Origin of the sequence: Modestobacter sp. VKM Ac-2986 (genome assembly GCF_026967795.1) — a bacterium.
Lineage (GTDB): Bacteria > Actinomycetota > Actinomycetes > Mycobacteriales > Geodermatophilaceae > Modestobacter.
This window is the reverse complement of the sequence record NZ_JAPVBH010000007.1, coordinates 1-16959: the sequence shown is the minus strand read 5'-3', so window position 1 is coordinate 16959 and position 16959 is coordinate 1. Positions and strand designations below refer to the sequence as shown.

Sequence of the window (16959 nt, the reverse complement as noted above, 5' to 3'; positions counted from 1 at the left end):
GACGGCCGGAACCCCTCGCCGGACCCGTCACGAGCTGACGAGCGGCGAGGGGGCTCGCGTCAGTCGCGGACGAGCAGCGCCACGGGCAGTGCGGACAGCAGTTCCGCCAGCTGGACGCCGGATGCGTCGGAGACGACCCGCGCGCCGGTGAGCAGGTCGCGCCACGCACCGGTGGACAGCGGGAGCGCGGTGTCACCCCAGCCGGTGCCGGCCAGCTGCGCGGGCAGGCGGGTCGCGACGGTCACGACGCCGCCGCGGTCAAAGGCCACGACGTGGTCGGCCGCTGCCCCGGTGGCCGTCAGCGGGGTGTACCCGGCGAAGGCCTCGGGGTGGTCGCGCCGGTGCCGCAGCGCCCGGGAGACCACCAGCAGCTTGGCCGCACCGGTCTCGTCGACCCCGGGCACCCAGCCGCCGTCGAGCCGGGCGAGCAGCTCCCGGCGCAGGTCGTAGTCGACCGGACGGCGGTTGTCCGGGTCGACCAGGGAGAAGTCCCACAGCTCGGTGCCCTGGTAGACGTCCGGGACCCCGGCGATGGTCAGCTGCAGCAGCTTCTGCGACAGCGAGTTGACGTACCCCAGCGGTGCGATCCGCTCGACGAACGCGGTGATCTCGGCGTTCGTGGTGGCGTCGTCGAAGGCGGCGTCGACCAGTGCGTGCAGCTGGTCCTCGAACTCCTGCACCGGGTTGGTCCAGGTGGTCGAGGTGCCGGCCTCACGGGCGGCCTTCTCCACGTAGGCGTGCGCCCGCTCCTTGGTCAGTGGCCAGGCGCCCACCAGGTTCTGCCACACCAGGTGCGCCAGCGAGGCGTCGGCCAGCGGGTGCCGGGCGATGAGGCCGCGGACCAGCTGCGCCCACTCCTCGGGCAGCTCGGCCAGCACCGCCAGCCGGCTGCGCACGTCCTCGCTGCGCTTGGTGTCGTGGGTGGACAGCGTCGTCATCGACGCCGGACGGCGCTCCGCGCGACGCTGCTGCGCCTCGTGGAAGTCGGCCACCGGCGTCCCGAACTCGGCCGGGTCGCCGCCCACCTCGTTGAGCATGACGAACCGCGACCACCGGTAGTAGGCGCTGTCCTCCACGCCCTTGGCCATGACCGGGCCCGAGGTCTGCTCGAACCGGGTGGCCAGCTCCGTCCCGGCACTGCCCAGGAGCGGGTGCAGGGCGTCGACGGCGGCGGTCAGCTCCGGACGACGGGCCTTGACCGCAGCCACCGTGTCGTCGAGGTGGGCGCGGCCGTCGGGCAGGTAGCTGCGGTACACCGGGAAGCTGGCGAGCAGCTCGGCCAGGCCCTCGGTCACCTGCTCGGCCGGCACGCCCGACAGGTGGCCGACGATGCGCTGGAGCCGGGCCACCTCCGAGCCGAGCATGCCGTCGGTGACCTCGCGCTTGCACATCCGCACCAGCTCGGCGTAGTCGACCGGGTGCCCGGCCAGCTCGGTGTCCAGCGCGGTGAACGCCGCCTCACCGGCCGGGTCGACCAGCACCTCGTCGACCTCGGACAGCGCGTCGTAGCCCGTCGTCCCAGCGGTCTTCCAGGAGTCGGGCAGCTCCTCGCCCGGCTCCAGGATCTTCTCCACCACGGTCCACCGGTCGCCGGTGGCCTCCGCGAGCCGGTCCAGGTAGCCCTTGGGGTCCGCCAGGCCGTCGGGGTGGTCGATCCGCAGCGCGTCGACCGAGCCGTTCTCGACCAGCTCGACGATCAGCGCGTGGGTGGCCCGGAAGACCTCCGGGTCCTCCACCCGCAGACCGGCGAGGGTGTTGATGGCGAAGAACCGGCGGTAGTTGAGCTGGTCGTCGGCGCGGCGCCAGTCGACCAGTTCGTAGTGCTGGCGGCCGTGCACCTCCTGCGGCGTGCCGCCCTCGGTGCCGGGTGCGATCGGGAAGCGGTTGTCGTAGTAGCGCAGCTCCCCGTCGACGACCTGGAGCTCGGAGACGTCGTCCGCGCTGCCCAGGGTCGGGATGCGGATCTTCCCGCCGCCGAAGTCCCAGTCGATGTCGAACGCGTCGGCGTGCGCGCTGTCCCGGCCGTGCTGGAGCACGTCCCACCACCAGCCGGACTCGTGCGCGTCGGCCACGCCCATGTGGTTGGGGACGAGGTCCAGCACCAGGCCGAGGCCGTACTCGTGCAGCTGGGCCACGAACCGGTCGAAGCCCTCCCGCCCGCCGCGCGGTTCGTCGACGTGCGCGTGATCGGTGGTGTCGTACCCGTGCGTGCTCCCCGCCGCCGACCGCAGCAGCGGCGAGGAGTACGCGTGGGTGACGCCGAGGTCGGCCAGGTAGCCGGCCACCGCCGCGGCGTCGTCGAGGGTGAAGTCGGCGGTCACCTGCAGCCGGTAGGTGCCCGCGGGCACCGAGCGGCGCCGGCTCGAGTCGGTGGCCGGCGCGGTCACGCCTGGGCCTGCAGGACGACGGTGGCGCGGGCGGCGACGGTGAGGGTCTCGCCGGCCTTGACGCTCACCGGCTCGACCTCCTCGAGCTCGGCGGTGTCGACGACGACCGTCCAGCCGGCGGCGTAGTCGTCGCCGGGCATGGTGAACTCGATCGGCTCGTGGTGGGCGTTGAAGGCCAGCACGAAGCAGTCGTCGACCAGGTCCTCGCCGCGCTCGTCGGTCTCGCGGATCCCGTGGCCGTTGAGGTACATGGCCATCGACTTGGCGTAGCCGGCGTCCCAGTCCTCGTCGCTCATCAGCTCACCGGCCGGGGTCAGCCAGGCGATGTCCTGGACCGGGTCGCCCTCCTCGCGGCGCACCGGGCGACCGTGGAAGAACCGCCGGCGGCGGAACGTCGGGTGGTCGGTGCGCAGCTTGGTGACCAGCTTGGTGAACTCGAGCAGGCCCTCGTCGATGTCCTCCCAGTTGATCCAGGTGATCTCGTCGTCCTGGCAGTAGCCGTTGTTGTTGCCGCCCTGGGTGCGGCCCAGCTCGTCGCCGTGCAGCAGCATTGGCACGCCCTGGCTCAGCAGCAGGGTGGCGATGAAGTTGCGCCGCTGCTGCGCGCGGAGCGCGAGGATCTCCGGGTCGTCGGTCTCGCCCTCGACACCGCCGTTCCAGCTGCGGTTGTGGCTCTCGCCGTCGTTGTTGTCCTCGCCGTTGGCCTCGTTGTGCTTCTCGTTGTAGGAGACCAGGTCGTTGAGGGTGAAGCCGTCGTGCGCGGTGACGAAGTTGATGCTCGCGACCGGGCGGCGGCCGGACCCCTGGTACAGGTCGGCCGAGCCGGAGATGCGGGCGGCGAACTCGCCGATCGTGGCGTCCTCACCCCGCCAGAAGTCGCGGACGGTGTCGCGGTACTTGCCGTTCCACTCCGTCCACAGCGCCGGGAAGTTGCCGACCTGGTAGCCGCCGTCGCCGATGTCCCAGGGCTCGGCGATGAGCTTGACCTGGCTGACGATCGGGTCCTGGTGGACGAGGTCGAAGAAGGCCGACAGCCGGTCGACCTCGTGGAACTGGCGGGCCAGGGAGGAGGCGAGGTCGAAGCGGAAGCCGTCGACGTGCATCTCGGTGACCCAGTAGCGCAGCGAGTCCATGATCAGCTGCAGCGACTGCGGCGTCGCGACGTTGAGGGAGTTCCCGGTGCCGGTGGTGTCCATGTAGTACTGCTTGTCGTCCTCGACGAGGCGGTAGTACGCCGCGTTGTCGATGCCGCGGAAGGACAGCGTCGGGCCCATGTGGTTGCCCTCGGCGGTGTGGTTGTAGACCACGTCGAGGATGACCTCGATGCCCGCCTCGTGCAGGGCGCGGACCATCCCCTTGAACTCCTGCACCTGCTGGCCGTCGGTGTTCTGCGCGTACTCGTCGTGCGGCGCGAAGAAGCCGATCGTGTTGTAGCCCCAGTAGTTGCGCAGGCCCTTCTGCAGCAGGGTGTCGTCCTGCACGAACTGGTGCACCGGCATGAGCTCGATGGCCGTGATGCCCAGCTCGGTGAGGTGCTCGATGACGGCCGGGTGCGCGACGCCGGCGTAGGTGCCGCGGAGGTCCTCGGGCACGCGCGGGTGCGTCATCGTCAGGCCCTTGACGTGGGCCTCGTAGATGACGGTCTTGTTGTAGGGCGTGCGCGGGGGGCGGTCGACGCCCCAGTCGAAGAACGGGTTGACCACGACGGACTTCGGCATGTGCGCCGCGGAGTCGTCGTCGTTCGGGGAGCCGTCCTCGAAGTGGTAGCCGAAGACCGACTCGTCCCAGTCGATCTGGCCGTCGATGGCCTTGGCGTAGGGGTCCAGCAGCAGCTTGTTCGGGTTGCAGCGGTGACCCTGCGCAGGGTCGTGCGGGCCGTGCACGCGGAAGCCGTAGCGCTGGCCGGGCTGGATGCCGGGGAGGAACGCGTGCCAGACGTAGGCGTCCATCTCGGGGAGGCGGATGCGCTCCTCGTTGCCCTGCTCGTCGAAGAGGCACAGCTCGACCTTCTCGGCCACCTCGCTGAAGATCGCGAAGTTGGTCCCGGTGCCGTCGTACGTGGCACCGAGGGGGTAAGCGGAACCGGGCCACACCTGGGTGGTCATGGGCTGTGTTTCCTCCTGCGCTGGGTGGCCCCGTGTCCCGGGGCCGGGACCGCTCGGGCGCGGTCCTGTGGGGGTCGGCCACCGCATGCCCGCGCGGGGGCCTCCGCACACCTGGGGTGATCAACGACATGACCGCCGGCCGGCCCCGGACAGCGCGCCGCCCGACGCCGGCGCGAGACGGTCCGGACACGACGACGCCCTCCGTGACACGGTCACGGAGGGCGTCGTACGCAGTGCTCAGGACGTCGGTCCCACTGACCTCGCCCGGGGTCCGGGTGGCGCTGGTGGGCACCGTCGCGTGCGTGCTGCGAGGAGCACGGTAGGCCGCCGGGTGCCCGGTGATCAAGTCGGCCCCGCTGTGTCGCGCCGCGCCGGCACACCACCCGTCCCAGGCGCAGCAGGAGTGCGCGCACGCGACGCGGGACGTTCTGTCGCAGGGTCGTCGTACCGTCGTCCGCGTGACCGCATCAACCGAGCTCCGGCCCACGAAGGGCCGGTTCCGCGTCGTCAGCGAGTTCCAGCCCTCGGGCGACCAGCCCACCGCGATCAAGGCACTCGCGGAGCGGGTCAACTCGGGCGAGACCGACACCGTGCTGCTGGGCGCGACCGGCACCGGCAAGTCGGCCACCACCGCCTGGCTGATCGAGCAGGTGCAGCGGCCCACGCTGGTCATGGCGCCGAACAAGACCCTCGCCGCGCAGCTGGCCAACGAGTTCAAGGAGCTGCTGCCCGACGCCGCCGTCGAGTACTTCGTCTCCTACTACGACTACTACCAGCCCGAGGCCTACGTCCCGCAGACGGACACCTACATCGAGAAGGACTCCTCGGTCAACGAGGAGGTCGAGCGGCTGCGGCACTCGGCGACCAACAGCCTGCTCACCCGGCGTGACGTCATCGTGGTCTCCACGGTGTCCTGCATCTACGGCCTGGGCACGCCGCAGGAGTACGTCGAGCGCGCGCTCAAGGTGAAGGTGGGGGAGCAGCGGTCCCAGGAGGAGCTGCTGCGCACCCTGGTCACCGAGCAGTACACCCGCAACGACCTCGCCTTCACCCGCGGCACCTTCCGGGTGCGGGGCGACACCATCGAGATCTTCCCCGTGTACGAGGAGCTCGCCTGCCGGATCGAGATGTTCGGCGACGAGATCGAGCGGCTGTACTACCTGCACCCGCTGACCGGTGAGGTGGTCCGCGAGGTCGACGAGCTCTTCGTCTTCCCCGCCACCCACTACGTCGCCGGCCCCGAGCGCATGGAGCGGGCGATCGGCAACATCGAGGCCGAGCTGGAGACGCGGCTGGCCGAGCTGGACAAGCAGGGCAAGCTTCTGGAGTCCCAGCGGCTGCGCATGCGCACGACCTACGACATCGAGATGATGCGCCAGGTCGGCTTCTGCTCCGGGATCGAGAACTACTCCCGGCACATCGACGGCCGCGCCCCCGGCAGTGCCGGCGCCTGCCTCATCGACTACTTCCCCGACGACTTCCTGCTCGTCATCGACGAGTCGCACGTGACCGTGCCGCAGATCGGCGGCATGTACGAGGGCGACATGAGCCGCAAGCGCACGCTGGTCGAGCACGGCTTCCGGCTGCCCTCGGCGATGGACAACCGCCCGCTGAAGTGGGAGGAGTTCACCGACCGCATCCACCAGAGCGTCTACCTGTCCGCCACGCCCGGGCACTACGAGCTGGGCAAGGTGCAGGGCGACGTCGTCGAGCAGGTCATCCGCCCCACCGGCCTGGTCGACCCGCAGGTGGTCGTGAAGCCGACGAAGGGCCAGATCGACGACCTGGTGCACGAGATCCGCACCCGCACCGAGAAGGACGAGCGGATCCTGGTCACCACGCTGACCAAGAAGATGTCCGAGGACCTGACGGACTACCTCCTCGAGCTGGGCATCAAGGTGCGCTACCTGCACTCCGAGGTCGACACCCTGCGCCGGGTCGAGCTGCTCCGCGAGCTGCGGCAGGGCGAGTACGACGTGCTGGTCGGGATCAACCTGCTGCGTGAGGGGCTCGACCTGCCCGAGGTCTCGCTCGTGGCGATCCTCGACGCGGACAAGGAGGGCTTCCTCCGCTCGGCCACGTCGCTGATCCAGACCATCGGGCGCGCGGCGCGCAACGTGTCGGGCGAGGTGCACATGTACGCCGACAAGATCACCCCGTCGATGGCGCAGGCCATCGACGAGACGACGCGGCGCCGCGAACGGCAGATCGCCTACAACACCGAGCACGGGATCGACCCCACGCCGCTGCGGAAGAAGATCGTCGACATCCTCGACGGCATCTACCAGGCCTCGGAGGAGGCCGAGGGTGCCACCGAGCTGCTCGGCGGGTCGGGGCGGCAGCAGTCGCGGGGCAAGTCGCCGGTGCCGGGCCTGTCGTCCAAGAGCCGCGCCAAGGCCGGGTCGATCGACGTCCAGGGCCTGCCGCGCAACGAGCTGGCCGACATGATCACCACCATGAACGAGCAGATGCTCGCCGCCGCGCGCGAACTGCAGTTCGAGGTGGCGGCCCGGCTGCGCGACGAGCTCAACGAGCTCAAGCGGGAGCTGCGCCAGTTCGACGCGGCGCACGCCTGACCCGTGGCTCCCGCCCGGCCCCCGGGGTCGGGTGGGAGTTCGTGGGCGGTGCCGGGAACTCAGTCCGCAGCCCGGTCGTTCACCCCCCTGAACCGCCTGGGTGAGGTGTCAGTGACTCGCGCCCAGGAGGCAGTCACGTGGAGGGGAGTATCCCTGCGCGGCAGCGTCGTCAGCACGAGGTCCCATGACCTCCGGCGTTGTCGGTCGACCAGCGACGGTCGGCGGGAGAGACCTCCGGTTCTGACACGCGCCAGCACCGGAGGATGTGCATGAACGTTCCGTTGTGGGTCTGGGGGATCACCGTCGCGGTGATCGTCGGGATGCTCGTCTTCGACTTCATCGGCCACGTGCGCACCCCGCACGCGCCGACCCTGAAGGAATCAGCGACCTGGTCGGCGGTGTACGTCGGCATCGCTCTGCTGTTCGGCCTGCTCGTGCTGTTCTTCGCCGGCGGCACCTACGCCGGTGAGTACTTCGCGGGCTGGGTCACCGAGAAGAGCCTCTCGGTCGACAACCTGTTCGTCTTCGTCCTGATCATGGCCAGCTTCGCGGTGCCCCGGGAGCTGCAGCAGAAGGTGCTGCTGTTCGGCATCGCCTTCGCCCTGGTGCTCCGGACGATCTTCATCTTCGCCGGCGCCGCGTTCATCGCGAACTTCAGCTGGATCTTCTACGTCTTCGGCGGGTTCCTCATCTACACCGCCTGGGCGCAGGCGCGCAGCAGCGGCCACGACGAGGACGAGGAGTTCAAGGAGAACTCCGTCCTGAAGCTCACCCGCAAGGTGATGCCGACGACCAGCGAGTACCACTCCGACCGGCTCACCGCGAAGATCGACGGCAAGCGGCACATCACCCCGCTGGCCATCGCACTGATCGCCATCGGCAGCGCCGACATCCTCTTCGCCGTCGACTCGATCCCGGCGATCTTCGGTCTCACCCAGGAGACCTACCTCGTCTTCGCCGCCAACGCGTTCGCCCTGCTGGGGCTGCGGCAGCTGTTCTTCCTGCTCGACGGGCTGCTGGACAAGCTGGTCTACCTGGCCTACGGCCTGGCGGTGATCCTGGGGTTCATCGGGATCAAGCTGGTCATCCACGCCCTGCACGAGAACGAGCTGCCGTTCATCAACAGCGGTGAGCACGTCACCGTGATCCCCGAGATCCCGACCTGGCTGTCGCTGCTGGTGATCCTGCTCACTCTGGCGGTCACCACGTGGGCCAGTCTGCGGAAGAACAAGAAGGTCGCTGCCGCCGAGCAGCGGACCGGTGCCGGCGACCCCGGTGCCGACAGCGCCGGGCGGCACATCGGGGCCCCCGGAGACCCGGACACCAGGTCAGGCGACGGTCCGCCGCAGCCGCGGGACGTCCCGGTGACCCAGCGCAGGTCCAGCACCGACTGATCACCCGCGGGCCGGGGACGACAGACGTCGTCCCCGGCCCGCGGGCCGTCCTGCGCCGGCAGGCTCGACGCAACGCCAGAGTTGGATCCTGCACCCAACCAGAGCGCAGTACAGTCGCCCCTCGTGGAACTCCCTGTCTGGTTCGAGATCGCGTCGTTCGTGGGGCTGGCCGTCCTGCTGGTCGCCGACCTCGCCCTCGTCGTCCGCCGTCCCCACGAGCCCTCCGTGAAGGAGGCGACGGCGTGGGTCGCCTTCTACGTCGCGTTGGCGCTGGCGTTCGGCCTGATCGTCCTGGCCGTCACGAACGGCCAGTTCGCCACGGAGTTCTACGCGGGCTGGCTGACCGAGTACTCGCTCTCGGTCGACAACCTGTTCGTCTTCGTGATCATCATGGCCCGCTTCCAGGTGCCGCGGAAGCTGCAGCAAGAGGTCCTGATGGTCGGGATCATCATCGCGCTGGTGCTGCGCGGTCTGTTCATCCTGGCCGGCGCCGCGGTGATCGAGCGGTTCATCTGGGTCTTCTTCCTCTTCGGCGCCTTCCTCGTCTACACCGCGATCAACCTGGTGAAGAACCGCGACGAGGACGAGGACTACGAGGAGAACGGCCTCATCCGGCGGATGCGCAAGGTCCTGCCGATGACCCAGGGCTTCCACGAGAACAAGATCCGGGTCGTCCAGGACGGCAAGAAGCTGTGGACGCCGATGATCGTGGTGTTCCTGGCCCTGGGCACGACCGACCTGCTCTTCGCGCTGGACAGCATCCCGGCGATCTTCGGCCTCACCCGCGAGCCGTTCATCGTCTTCACCGCGAACATCTTCGCGCTGATGGGCCTGCGTCAGCTCTACTTCCTGCTCGGTGGCCTGCTCAAGCGGCTGGTCTACCTGTCCCTGGGGCTCGCGGTCATCCTGGCCTTCATCGGCGTCAAGCTGATCCTCGAGGCCCTGCACGAGAACCAGTACCCGTTCATGGGCGAGCGCGAGGCCCTGGACAGCGTGCCCACGATCCCGACCTGGCTGTCACTGACGGTGATCCTCGGTGTCCTCGTGGTCGCCACGGTGGCCAGCCTGCTGAAGACCCGCGGCGAGACCGCAGCGGACGACGAGACGCCGGCGGGCGCCCCCGAGGTGGGCACCGACCGCACCGGGCGCACCACCCCGGTCGGCGGCCGGGTCGAGGACTCGTCGGGCGAACTGATCGGTGACCACCGAGACTGACACGGCCCGCTGAGCAGTGGCGGACACGACGTCACTGAGAGCGAGCACGACGCAGATGGCCGGCCTCTACGGCAGCAGCACCACCCAGAACATCCCGAGGGTCGCCCTCGCCGAGCTCATCGGCACGTACTTCCTGGTCTTCGCCGGCACGTCGGTGGCCGTCTCCGCCTCGCTGGGGCGGCCGATCGCCGGCGGGCCGGCGGACTCGCTGGCGGTGGCCCTGACCTTCGGGCTGGCGCTGGTGGCCCTGGTCAACGCCCTCGGGCACGTCTCCGGGGCGCACTTCAACCCGGCGGTCACCCTCGGGCTGGCCGCCACCGGGACGTTCCCCTGGAGGTACGTCCCGGCGTACCTGGTCGCGCAGCTCCTCGGGGCGGTCCTGGCCGCCCTGACCGTCTGGGCGACCTTCGGGGACGCCGCCCGGGACGGAGCGAACCTGGCGGCCACCCTGCCGGCGCCCGACGCCGCCCCGGCCACCGTGCTGGTGATCGAGGCGCTGGTGACCTTCTTCCTGGTGCTGACCATCGTCTCGGTCGCCACCGACGACCGGGTGCCGCAGTCGGTGGCGGGGCTGTCGGTCGGGTTCACCCTCGCCGTCTGCGTCCTCATCGCCGGCCCGCTGTCCGGCGGCGCCGTCAACCCCGCCCGGGCACTGGGCCCGATGATCGTCTCGGGCCAGTTCAACGGCGCCTGGGCCTACGTGCTCGGGCCGGTACTCGGGGGCGTCGCCGCAGCGTTCTTCTACGCGCGGTTCCTGGCCAAGGGCCAGGAGCCCAGCCAGGCCGAGGAGTCCGAGGGCAGCGCGCGGCGCTGACCGTCCCCGGTGCGGCCGTCAGCGCGGGGCGATGACCCCACGCTCGACGGTCGCGCCGCCGGCGGCGACCAGCTCGCCGTCCCGCCAGACCTCGCGCACCCGCCCGGCGAGCCCGGTCAGGTCACCGGCGTCGCCGTCCAGGACGACGACGTCGGCGCGCTTGCCCGGCTCCAGGCTGCCCAGCTCGCCGGCCACGCCCATCAACTCGGCGGCGGACAGGGTGGTCGCGTGCCAGGCCTGCTCCGGCGTCATGCCGCAGCCGGCCATCAGCCCCAGCTCGACGAGGTTGTCCCCGTGCGGCCCGACCCCGCTGTCGGTGCCCATGGCGACCTTGACGCCGGCGGCGATCGCCCGGGTCACCGCCTCGTCGTGCACCGCCTGGACCGCCCGCGCCTTGTCCACCACCGCGGTGGGCAGCGAGGCGCCGGCGTCCGCGGCGGCGAGCACCGCGCGGGGAGCGGCCAGCGTGGGCACCAGCCAGGTGCCGTGCGCCAGCATCAGCTCGATCCCCTCGTCGTCGAGGAAGATGCCGTGCTCGATCGACCGGATGCCGGCCCGGACGGCGTTCTTGATCCCGTCGGCGCCCTGGGCGTGCGACATCACGGCCACGTGCGCGGCGTCGGCCTCCTCGACCAGTGCCGCCAGCTCGGCCGGGCGGAAGTGGGCGTGCCGTGGGTCGTCCCGGGCGGAGAGGACGCCGCCGCTGGTGGCCACCTTGATCACGTCGGCGCCGGCCCGCAGCAGCTCGCGGACGGTGCGGCGCATCTCGTCGGGTCCGTCGACGACGGTCCGCGGCCGGCCGGGGTGCGGCCCCATCAGCGGGAACTCCGCGCCGCAGACGTGCCAGCCGTCGCCGTGCCCACCGGTCTGGGACAGCATGCTGATCGCGATCTGCATCCGCGGTCCGCTGATCAGGCCCTTCCGCACGGCCTCGGCCACGCCCAGGTCGGCGCCGCCGGCGTCGCGCACCGAGGTGATGCCGAGGGCGAGGGTGCGGCGCAGGTTGTGCAGCGCCTCGTAGAAGCCGTAGCTGAACGGCGTCTGCAGCGTCCGCATCAGGTCGACGCCGCTCATCATCACGTGCACGTGGCAGTCGAACAGCCCCGGCAGCACGGTCGCGCCGGTGCAGTCGACGACCTCGTCGCCGTCCAGCCCGACGCCGACGTCGACGACCCGGCCGTCCTCGACGGCGACGTCACCGCGGGCCGCGGGGGCGCCCGTGCCGTCGAGGACCTGGCCACCGGAGAACACGCGTCGGGTCATGGCGGCAGCCTAGGGCGTCACCCGTTAGCGGTGCTCATCACTTGCGTGCCTGCCGCCTGGGTTAGCGTGCCGTCATGCGGCCCACCGACCTGTCCCTGCTGCGCACCCCCGGCGTCGCGGCGGTGTCCCCGGACGGGACGACGGCCGTCGTCGCCGTCAGCCGGCTGGACCTGGCGGCCGACGAGTACCGCAGCCAGCTGTGGACCGTGCCCACCGACGCTTCCGCGCCGGCCCGGCCGCTCACCCACGGCCACCGCGACTCCGCCCCGGCGTTCTCCCCGGACGGGCGCTGGCTGGCCTACCTCTCCGCCGGGCGGGAGGGCGCGCCGCAGCTGCACGTCCTGGCCACCGCCGGGGGAGCGGCCCGCAGGCTGACCGACCACCACCTGGGTGCCGGGGCCCCGGTCTGGTCCCCGGACTCCCGCCGGATCGCGTACACCGCCCGGGTCCCCGAGGCGGGCCGCTACGGCACCGACCCCGACGTCGCCCCGGCCGCCGAGGCGCCGCGGCTGATCACCACCCTGAAGTACCGCGCCGACGGTGTCGGGTTCACCACCGACCGGCGCCCGCACGTCTTCGTCGTCGACCTGCCGGCCGACACCGCCGAGGACCTCACCGCCCCGGCCGCGCCGTTCCAGGTCACCGGCGGCGACGTCGACGACTCCGACGTCACCTGGAGCCCGGACGGCGCCGAGCTGGCGTTCGTCTCCGCCCGGCACGAGGGGGCCGACACCGACCGGGTCAGCGACGTGTACGCCGTCCGGCCCGACGGCTCGGGGCTGCGCCGGGTCACCGACTCCCGGGCCGCGGTCTCGCACCCGGCCTACGACCCGACCGGCAGCACGATCTACGCGACGGCGGTCCCGGACCTGGGGCCGGCCGGCCGGGACTTCGTCGGCCGCAACTCCACCCTGGTGCGGGTCGACGCCGCCGGGGGACCGCTGGTGCCGCTGCTGGACCCGGAGGACCACGACCGCGGCGACGAGACGCCGGCGACGGTGGTGGCCGACGGGGCGGTGTTCTTCGGCGTCCAGCGCCGCGGCGCCGTCGAGCTGCTGCGGGTGCCGCTGGACGGTGGTGCGCCGGAGGCGCTGGTCGACGGGCCGTACACGGTGCGCGGCATCGGTGCCGGCGGCGGCGTCGTCGTCGCGACCGTGGCGCACGACCGGTCCGCCGGAGAGCTGATCGCGATCACCCCGGGACGCCGCCGGCTGCTCACCGGCTTCGGTGCACCGCTGCAGGCCACCGGCCGGCTGCACCGGATGCGGGAGACCACGGCCACCGCGCCGGACGGCTACCCGGTCCACGGCTGGGTCACCACCCCGCCCGGTCCCGGTCCGCACCCGGTGCTGCTCACCGTGCACGGCGGCCCGTTCGCCCAGTACGGCTGGACGCTGTTCGACGAGACCCAGGCCTACGTGGAGGCCGGCTACGCGGTGCTGATGTGCAACCCGCGGGGCTCCTCGGGCTACGGGCAGGCGCACGGGCGGGCCGTCAAGGAGCGCATGGGGGAGCTGGACGCCGACGACGTCCTCGCCTTCCTCGACGCCGCGCTGGCCGACCCCACGCTCGACGCCACGCGGGTGGGGCTGATGGGCGGCTCGTACGGCGGCTTCATGACCACGCTGCTGCTGGGCCGCACCGACCGCTTCGTCGCCGGGATCAGCGAGCGCGGGTTCAACGACCCGGTCAGCTTCGTGGGGTCCTCCGACATCGGGTTCTTCTTCCCCGACGAGTACGTGGGCACCGACCCCGAGCGGATCGCCGCCCAGTCGCCGATGGCGCACGCGCACCGGATCACCACGCCCACGCTGGTCATCCACTCGGAGGAGGACTGGCGCTGCCCGCTGGAGCAGGGCACCCGGCTCTACGTCGAGCTCAAGCGCCGCGGCGTGCCGACCGAGCTGCTGCTCTTCCCGGGGGAGGGGCACGAGCTGTCGCGGTCGGGGACGCCGGGGCACCGCCGCGCCCGGCTGGAGCACGTGCTGCGCTGGTGGGGCCGGTGGCTGCCGACGTCGCGGAACACCTCCGCGGTGGCCGAGCTGCCGGCGGGGTCCTCGGGCGCCGGGCAGCCGCTGGCGGTCCAGGCCACCCGGCTGTCGTGACCACGCCGGAGCTGGTGGCCGCGGCACGCCCGCCACAGCCCGGCGGCAGCCACCGCACGGTCGAGCACCGGCCGGCCGCCCACGCCCTGCCGCACCTCGACCCGGCGCCCTGGGCGTTCCGTTCGTCGGATGGGCGACCGAGGCCCTAGCGTGCAGGCATGGCGCTCATCTACCCGATCCAGGCCGACGCTCCCGAGCCCGACGAGGACTCGGAGCCCGCGTTCGAGGAGCTCGCGGCCGAGCTGTCCGACACCTGGCTCGTCCAGATCGAGGCCGACGAGGACGACGAGGGCGTGTCCTTCGGCCCGATGTCGGCGCCGGCCGCCTTCGAGCTGGGCGTCGAGCTGGACGACCGGCGGCCGGACTGGACGATCTCGGTCCTCCCGCTGCACGTCCCGGGCACGGCGGACGAGCTGATCGCCGGCTTCGAGGACGACGAGGACTGACCGGCGGGCGCTGGCCGGTCAGCGCCTCAGCAGGTACTGCTCCGCGACCTCGGCGGCGGTGAGCGCGCGACCGAACACCGCCGCCGAGGCCAGGTCGCCGGTGAAGTAGGTGTTCGTCGGCTTCTTCGTCCAGTTGCCCAGCGCCGTCCAGCCGAACCGCCAGGTGGCGTGGTCCATCGGCTCGCCGACCTTCTGCGTGGCGTCGGCGGCGACCTGGGCGCCGTCGACGAAGAGCCGCATGCCCGTGGCCCCGAGCGTGGCGGTGGCCAGGTGCCAGACGCCGTCGGCGTAGTCCTTGCCGAGCGGGCTGACCACCGTGTGCGTCCCGCCGGAGTAGACGCCGAACGCGAGCTGGCCGTCGTCGGTCATGTACACGTGCCGGTCGTGCTGGCCGGTGTCGACCTCGAGGTTGTTCAGCCCGAACAGCACGCCGCCGCGCACCGTCGTCCGGAACCAGACCTGCGTCGTCATGTCGTCGGAGGCGGGGGCCGAGAGGTTCGTGCTGATCCAGCCCGAGGAGCCGTCGAGGGTGACCGCGCCGGTGGCGCCGCGTCCGCAGTCGGGGCCGACCGCGCCCTGCGTGACGCCGCCCCGCAGCCGGGCGTTCCCCTTGAACTGGGCGGTCGGGACGGCCACGGTCCCGGTGTTGTAGAACGTCGTCCCGGTCGTCTCGCGCAGCGACCAGAAGCGGGTGGCGGCGACCGTGGCGGTCTCGTGCACGCACCCCCAGGCGAGCACCTCGTCCATCGTGACGCTGTTGGCCGTGTTGGCGCTCGTGGTCGAGTAGGTCGCCTGGGCGGGCGTCGGCTGCTGCAGCAGCAGCGGGCAGCCGACGACGAGGACGCCCACCGCCGCCGCGCGTCGGACCTGGACGGCGCGGGGCGTGCCTGGCACGGCGTGCCGTCCGCGGCCGAGGAGCCGGCGGGTGCGGCCGGCGGTCGCGGTGCCCGCCGGGCGGTACCACCCGGCGGCCGCGACCAGCGCCACCAGTGCCCCGGCGGTGAGGGCCAGCGGCAGCCAGCGCTGCCCGGCCGCCCAGACCACCGGCAGCCCGACGAAGGGGACGCGCAGGACGCCGGCGCCGTGGACGGCCGACGGCGCGACCAGGGAGCTGTCGGGGTCGGCGTTCGCGTCGCCCTGCAGGCGCAGTCCGCCGTCCTCGACCGCGGTCAACCGGTGCAGCCGCGCCGTGCCGGGCCGGTCGGGGTCGTCGACGAGCAGGACCCGGCCCACCTCCGGGGAGCCGGGGAGGGGGCGGACGACCACCACGTCGCCGGTGACGACGGCGGGGGCCATCGACCCGCTCATCACCACGGTCGTCTCCCAGCCCAGCAGGACCGGGAGCTGCGCCCACATCAGCAGCCCGACCAGCAGCGTCAGGGCGCCGCGGGCCAGGGGGGTGACCGCGGCGGCGACCCAGCTGTCCCGGACGCCGTGACCCGCGGACGGGCCGTCGGCCTGCGGTGCGCTCACGGGGCTCTCCTGGCTCATCGGGTCGGGTCGGGGGCTGGTCAGGGACGCGGCGCTCAGGGCGCCGTGGACCTGACCTCCCAGACGAGGCTCATGGTCGCGGTGGACTCCTGCGTCGCGTTGCCCGTGTTCGGGTCGACCCGGTAGGTGACCCGGTAGGTGCGCTGCTCGCCCACGTCGCCGGCCAGCACCCACGGCGCGCCGCCGGCGCTGTACGTGGTCGGGTACTCGGCGAGGGTGCTGGTGTCGACCGGCGCACCCGTGGCGGCCACGAAGTCGGTGCAGTCGACCGCGGTGCCGGTGCCCTGGACGACGTCGAGCCGCACGCTCTGGGTCAGCAGCAGCGGTCCGGCGAGGTCGGCGCCGTACAGCCGCACCTCGCCGGGCACCGAGCCGCCGGAGGTGACGGTGAGGCAGCGGCTCCCGCTGGCGCCCGGCCACAGCTCGGTGGCCTGGAACAGCGCGCTGGTGCGGCCGGTGTGCAACTCGACGGTGCCGGTGGTCCAGGAGTTGCCGGCGTTGTCCGCCCGGGCGCTGAAGGCGGCGTAGGACGTCGACCAGGTCAGCACACCGGACAGCAGCAGGCCGACGACTGCGGCGACGGCGGCGCCGAGGCGGGCCGGCCGGCGCGAGGTGGGTGCGGCGAGGTGCGAGCTCATGGGACGTCCAGGGGTCGGGGGGATCCGGTGGCAGCTGCCGGGACCGGGTCGTGTGCAGGAGGGATCGGGCGCACGGCCGGTGTTCGTGAGCCGTGGCGTCCTGGACTCACCCCTCGGGGGGACCCGCCCCGGCACGACCGCCGGGACACGACGAGGGGAGGCGGCCGGGTGACCCGGAGGGCGGCCCCACGCCCGTGGTCCCAGCGGGTGCCGGCCTGCCCCGTGGGCGGTCGGCTGGTGGTCGCGGCGGTGGCGGCAGCGGACGGGCAGGGCGACCGGCGGCAGGAGCCCGGTCGCGCGAGGGTCCCCGGGGCTGTGCGCGGGCGTGGACCCGTCGCCGGACGGGCGAGCAGCGGGCTCTGCGGCGGCTGCTCGCGGCCGGTCGGGACGTGCAGGAGGAACGGGTCGTGCTGGTGGGGGACCCGGGCGGGGGACGCCGTTTCGGGGGACCCCGTCCTCGTGGGTGAGGTGGTCGTCGGCCGGGGGGGGGGGGGGGGGGGGGGGGGGCCCCCCCCCCCCCCCCCC

Annotated in this window: 11 protein-coding genes; 6 read left to right on the top strand and 5 right to left on the bottom strand. The window is 72.3% G+C overall.

Going from position 1 to position 16959, the window contains the following annotated elements; genetic code table 11:
- Window positions 1-59: 59 nt before the first annotated feature.
- On the bottom strand, window positions 60-2387 hold the full coding sequence (gene treY / locus O2W14_RS17115; protein WP_269177322.1) for a malto-oligosyltrehalose synthase: 2328 nt from the start codon (window positions 2385-2387) through the stop codon (window positions 60-62).
- Window positions 2384-4492, bottom strand: a complete 2109-nt coding sequence (glgX, locus tag O2W14_RS17110; protein ID WP_269177321.1) for a glycogen debranching protein GlgX — start codon at window positions 4490-4492, stop codon at window positions 2384-2386. Before glgX ends, treY begins: the two co-directional genes overlap by 4 nt.
- A 458-nt stretch (window positions 4493-4950) precedes the next feature.
- Here glgX and uvrB point away from each other — a divergent pair, with 458 nt between their 5' ends.
- The 4 genes from uvrB to O2W14_RS17090 all read left to right on the top strand — a co-directional run bounded on the left by uvrB (window position 4951) and on the right by O2W14_RS17090 (window position 10491).
- A complete protein-coding gene (gene uvrB / locus O2W14_RS17105; protein ID WP_269177320.1) occupies window positions 4951-7068 on the top strand; it encodes an excinuclease ABC subunit UvrB in 2118 nt (705 codons plus the stop codon).
- A gap of 269 nt (window positions 7069-7337) precedes the next feature.
- A complete protein-coding gene (locus tag O2W14_RS17100; RefSeq protein WP_269177319.1) occupies window positions 7338-8462 on the top strand; it encodes a TerC family protein in 1125 nt (374 codons plus the stop codon).
- 123 nt (window positions 8463-8585) lie between these two features.
- Window positions 8586-9677 carry a TerC family protein gene (locus tag O2W14_RS17095; RefSeq protein ID WP_269177317.1) on the top strand — a complete coding sequence of 364 codons (1092 nt, stop codon included), beginning with the start codon at window positions 8586-8588 and terminating at the stop codon, window positions 9675-9677.
- A gap of 55 nt (window positions 9678-9732) precedes the next feature.
- The gene (locus O2W14_RS17090) at window positions 9733-10491 is read left to right on the top strand and encodes an MIP/aquaporin family protein (RefSeq protein ID WP_269177316.1); all 759 of its coding nucleotides are present in this window, start codon (window positions 9733-9735) and stop codon (window positions 10489-10491) included.
- Window positions 10492-10509: 18 nt separating this feature from the next.
- On the opposite strand, the gene O2W14_RS17085 is transcribed toward O2W14_RS17090, so the two are convergent.
- On the bottom strand, window positions 10510-11754 hold the full coding sequence (locus O2W14_RS17085) for a metal-dependent hydrolase family protein (protein WP_269177315.1): 1245 nt from the start codon (window positions 11752-11754) through the stop codon (window positions 10510-10512).
- Between the two features lie 74 nt (window positions 11755-11828).
- Between O2W14_RS17085 and O2W14_RS17080 the strand changes: the two genes are divergently transcribed.
- Together O2W14_RS17080 and O2W14_RS17075 are read left to right on the top strand one after the other, a co-directional pair.
- Window positions 11829-13859 carry a S9 family peptidase gene (locus tag O2W14_RS17080; RefSeq protein ID WP_269177314.1) on the top strand — a complete coding sequence of 677 codons (2031 nt, stop codon included), beginning with the start codon at window positions 11829-11831 and terminating at the stop codon, window positions 13857-13859.
- A gap of 158 nt (window positions 13860-14017) precedes the next feature.
- Window positions 14018-14305 carry a hypothetical protein gene (locus O2W14_RS17075; protein ID WP_163609393.1) on the top strand — a complete coding sequence of 96 codons (288 nt, stop codon included), beginning with the start codon at window positions 14018-14020 and terminating at the stop codon, window positions 14303-14305.
- Between the two features lie 18 nt (window positions 14306-14323).
- Here O2W14_RS17075 and O2W14_RS17070 read toward each other — a convergent pair whose 3' ends face one another.
- Both O2W14_RS17070 and O2W14_RS17065 read right to left on the bottom strand, forming a co-directional pair.
- Window positions 14324-15778, bottom strand: coding sequence for a LamG domain-containing protein (locus tag O2W14_RS17070; RefSeq protein ID WP_269177313.1), 1455 nt, complete (start codon window positions 15776-15778; stop codon window positions 14324-14326).
- Between the two features lie 53 nt (window positions 15779-15831).
- A complete protein-coding gene (locus O2W14_RS17065; protein WP_269177312.1) occupies window positions 15832-16434 on the bottom strand; it encodes a hypothetical protein in 603 nt (200 codons plus the stop codon).
- Window positions 16435-16959: the final 525 nt, after the last annotated feature.